The 3,593-nt window shown below is 64.6% G+C and carries 5 protein-coding genes; 1 reads left to right on the plus strand and 4 read right to left on the minus strand.

The genetic code is table 11. From position 1 onward, the window contains the following. The coding region (locus MOV74_RS33800) for a hypothetical protein (protein WP_246931320.1) at nucleotides 1–376 on the plus strand (376 nt) is incomplete at its 5' end. Between the two features lie 147 nt (nucleotides 377–523). On the opposite strand, the gene MOV74_RS33805 is transcribed toward MOV74_RS33800, so the two are convergent. The 4 genes from MOV74_RS33805 to MOV74_RS33820 form a co-directional block, all read right to left on the minus strand. Continuing rightward, nucleotides 524–733 (minus strand): hypothetical protein, encoded by a 210-nt coding sequence (locus tag MOV74_RS33805; RefSeq protein ID WP_246931321.1) that lies wholly within the window; start codon nucleotides 731–733, stop codon nucleotides 524–526. Nucleotides 734–827: 94 nt separating this feature from the next. Further along, nucleotides 828–2,234, minus strand: coding sequence for a 3-isopropylmalate dehydratase large subunit (leuC, locus tag MOV74_RS33810; RefSeq protein WP_246931322.1), 1,407 nt, complete (start codon nucleotides 2,232–2,234; stop codon nucleotides 828–830). Nucleotides 2,235–2,558: 324 nt separating this feature from the next. Further along, entirely contained in the window at nucleotides 2,559–2,939 is a 381-nt protein-coding gene (gene rplS, locus MOV74_RS33815) for a 50S ribosomal protein L19 (RefSeq protein ID WP_246931323.1), read from the minus strand. Nucleotides 2,940–3,049: 110 nt separating this feature from the next. Further along, on the minus strand, nucleotides 3,050–3,593 hold a 544-nt coding region (locus MOV74_RS33820), incomplete at its 5' end, for a tRNA (guanine(37)-N(1))-methyltransferase (RefSeq protein ID WP_246931324.1).

The following is a 3,593-nucleotide window of genomic DNA, read 5'->3' on the forward strand; positions in this document are numbered from 1 at the left end:
CGGCGGACATGGCGGGGGCGGACATTTTCACGGCGGCGGAGGCTTCCGCGGTGGCGGCTTCCATGGCGGCGGAGGACATATCGGCGGTTTCCGCGGCGGTGGATTTCGCGGCGGCCATATCGGCGGCTTCCGCGCCGGGCCGGCCTTCCATGGCGGTGGCTATCGCTATGGTGGCGTTCACCGCTATGGCGGGTTTCATCGCTACGGGATCTATCGGCCTCACTACGGCCATCGCCACTTCCACCGGCGCTATTATGTCGGCGGCTATTACCCCTATTACCACTATCCGCGCCGCTGCCGGATCATCTGGACCTATTACGGCCCGCGCCGCATCTGCCGCTGGCATCGCTGGCACCATCCGTATCGCTATTGGTGATGTGAGTTGTGTCGTCATGCCCGGGCTTGTCCCGGGCATCCACGATCTTTCTGTCAGCGCCTAAAAACGTGGATGGCCGGGACATAGGCGAGCGGAAGCGACGCCGTCGTACGGACGGCTATGCCCGGCCATGACGGAGAATTTGGCCTAGAGCCAATCCTTCAGCTTCCACGACGAAGCTTTCCACCGCGTCAGGTTCTCGAACTTCCACTGCTTGAACATCGCGGGCGGCCAGCGGCTGAGCTTCGAGGTCTCCTCGACCTCCGGCTTGGCGACAACGCGCAAGCGTGCAGCGGGCCGGCGGTGCTGGCGCGTGGCCTCGCCGATCAGGTCGACATATTCCGGCTTGTTGGCCATGGCTTTCGTCCTCGCGAAATCCTCGCGAGGACGAGAGTGTCAGGCGATCGATTAACGGCGATTTGCCGCGATCGCTACAATTGCAGGGAGCGGCTTAGCGCCAGTCCCTGACGTCGACGAAGTGACCGGCGATCGCCGCCGCTGCCGCCATTGCCGGCGACACCAGATGGGTGCGGCCCTTGAAACCCTGGCGGCCCTCGAAGTTGCGGTTCGAGGTCGAGGCGCAGCGCTCTTCCGGCGCCAGCTTGTCCGGGTTCATCGCGAGGCACATCGAGCAGCCCGGCTCGCGCCATTCGAAGCCGGCCTTGAGGAAGATCTTGTCCAGACCTTCGGCCTCCGCCTGCTCCTTCACGAGGCCGGAGCCCGGCACGACCATGGCGTTGACATGCGCCGAGACGTGCTTGCCTTCCGCGATCTTGGCGGCCGCGCGCAGATCCTCGATGCGGCCATTGGTGCAGGAGCCGATGAAGATGCGGTCGACCTTGATGTCGGTGATCTTCGTTCCCGCCGTCAGGCCCATGTATTTCAGGGCGCGATGCTTGGACAGACGCTTGGCCTCGTCCGCGATCTTGTCGGGATCGGGCACGATGCCGGTCACCGAGATGACGTCCTCCGGGCTCGTGCCCCAGGTCACGATCGGCGGCAGCTTGGCCGCATCGAGGTGCAGCTCGTTGTCGAAATGCGCGCCGTCGTCGGAGCGCAGCTTCTCCCAGTAGCGCATGGCCGCATCCCAGTCCGCGCCCTTCGGCGCCTTGGGCCGGCCGCGCAGGAAGTCGAACGCCTTCTGGTCGGGCGCAACGAGACCGGCGCGGGCGCCGCCTTCGATCGACATGTTGCAGACCGTCATGCGGCCTTCCATGCTGAGCGCGCTGATCGCATCGCCGGCGTATTCCAGCACGTAGCCGGTACCGCCCGCGGTGCCGATCTCGCCGATGATGGCCAGGATGATATCCTTGCCCGTCACGCCGTCAGGCAGTTTGCCGTCGACGGTGACGCGCATGTTCTTCGCCTTCTTCTGGATCAGCGTCTGCGTCGCCAGCACGTGCTCGACCTCTGAGGTGCCGATGCCGTGCGCGAGCGCGCCGAAGGCGCCATGCGTCGAGGTGTGGCTGTCACCGCAGACGATGGTGGTGCCGGGCAGGGTGAAGCCCTGCTCGGGGCCGATGACGTGGACGACGCCCTGGCGCTTGTCGAACTCGTTGTAATATTCGATGCCGAATTCCTTGGCGTTCTCGGCCAGCGCCTTGATCTGCTCGATGCTTTCAGGATCGGGATTCGGCTTGGTGCGGTCGGTGGTCGGCACGTTGTGGTCGACGACGGCGAGCGTCTTCTCCGGCGCGTGGACCTTGCGGCCGGTGGCGCGCAGGCCTTCGAACGCCTGGGGCGAGGTCACCTCGTGCACCAGGTGACGGTCGATGTAGAGCAGGCAGGTGCCGTCCTCGGCTTCGTGCACCAGATGGTCGTTCCAGATCTTGTCGTACAATGTGGTCGGCTTGGACATGAGCGTCAGCTCCGAAGGATGTGTGTCAGCGAAGAGCGCGGGTGGCGCGCCGGGCAACAAAATCGTCAGCGCAGCTTTTAGGCTGCGCGCGTAAGCTCTGACGTTGCCGAAGTCGCGAAGCGTCCGAAGAACCGTCCAGGCAGCCGCGAGCGATCGTCGATGACGATGCGCTTGATGGGCTCCATGCTGGTCCGATCTGGAAACATTCTACGAATATATAGCAGGCCGAACCGGAATCGCGAGGGCTTTGACGCGCACGGCTGACGCAACAAAAAAGCGCGGGGTTTTGCCCCGCGCTTTCGGAAACTCGACTGTAGGCGAAGCCTACTCGTTGACGGCCTTGGCGTGCTCGGTTTTCTCGACGATGCGGGCCGACTTGCCGCGCAGCTGACGCAGGTAATAAAGCTTGGCGCGACGCACCTTGCCGCGGCGCACCACCTTGATCGAGTCGATCATCGGCGACATCACCGGGAATACGCGCTCCACGCCCTCGCCGTACGAAATCTTGCGAACGGTGAAGCTCTCGTTGAGGCCACCGCCGGAACGGCCGATGCAGACGCCTTCATAGGCCTGCACGCGGGTGCGGTCGCCTTCGACGACCTTCACGTTGACGATCACGGTGTCGCCGGGACCGAATTCCGGAATGTCCTTGCCGGCGGACAGCTTGTCGAATTGCTCTTGCTCGAGCTGCTTGATCAGGTTCATGGGTAAATCTCCATCGGCGCGCCCAGCCCTGGAAACGGGGGGCTGCGCAAAATTCGTCTATCCAGCCATTGCGGATTTGGCCGCTCCTATAAGGCAAGCCGGAGCGTTTGTCACCCGTCTGTCTTGTTTTTTGGCGTTTTTTGGCGACCGGCCCGATTCGCCGGCTTGGGTGGGATCTGGGCCCATAAATCGGGCCGCCGGGCCGCCGTCAGGGCCTCCGATTGCGCCCGCCGCCAACTGGCGACCTTGGCGTGGTCGCCGGAGGTCAGGATGTCCGGGATCGGGGCCCCCTCGAACAGCTGCGGACGGGTGTATTGGGGGTACTCCAAAAGGCCATCGGAGAAGCTCTCCTCGGTTCCCGAGGCCTCCTTGCCCATCACCCCCGGCAGCAGCCGGACGCAGGCGTCAATCAGCGCCAAAGCCGCGATTTCGCCGCCGGACAGCACGTAATCGCCGATCGAGACCTCCTCCAGGCTCCGCCCGTCGATCACCCGCTGGTCGATCCCCTCGAAGCGCCCGCAGACGATCAGGGGGCCGGGGCCCTGGGCGAGCTCTGCAACGCGGGTCTGGGTCAATGGCCGACCGCGTGGGCTCATCAGGAGTTTCGGCCGGTCCGGGCCGATCCCGGCGGCATCGATGGCGGCCGCCAAAACA

This window comes from Bradyrhizobium sp. SHOUNA76 (assembly GCF_023006445.1).
In the GTDB taxonomy this organism is placed as follows: Bacteria; Pseudomonadota; Alphaproteobacteria; order Rhizobiales; family Xanthobacteraceae; genus Bradyrhizobium.

Excerpts from the sequence above, each read along its gene's own strand:
- MOV74_RS33805 (WP_246931321.1), bottom strand. The coding sequence starts at position 733 with ATGGCCAACAAGCCGGAATATGTCGACCTGATCGGCGAGGCCACGCGC.
- leuC (WP_246931322.1), bottom strand. The coding sequence starts at position 2,234 with ATGTCCAAGCCGACCACATTGTACGACAAGATCTGGAACGACCATCTG.
- rplS (WP_246931323.1), bottom strand. The coding sequence starts at position 2,939 with ATGAACCTGATCAAGCAGCTCGAGCAAGAGCAATTCGACAAGCTGTCC.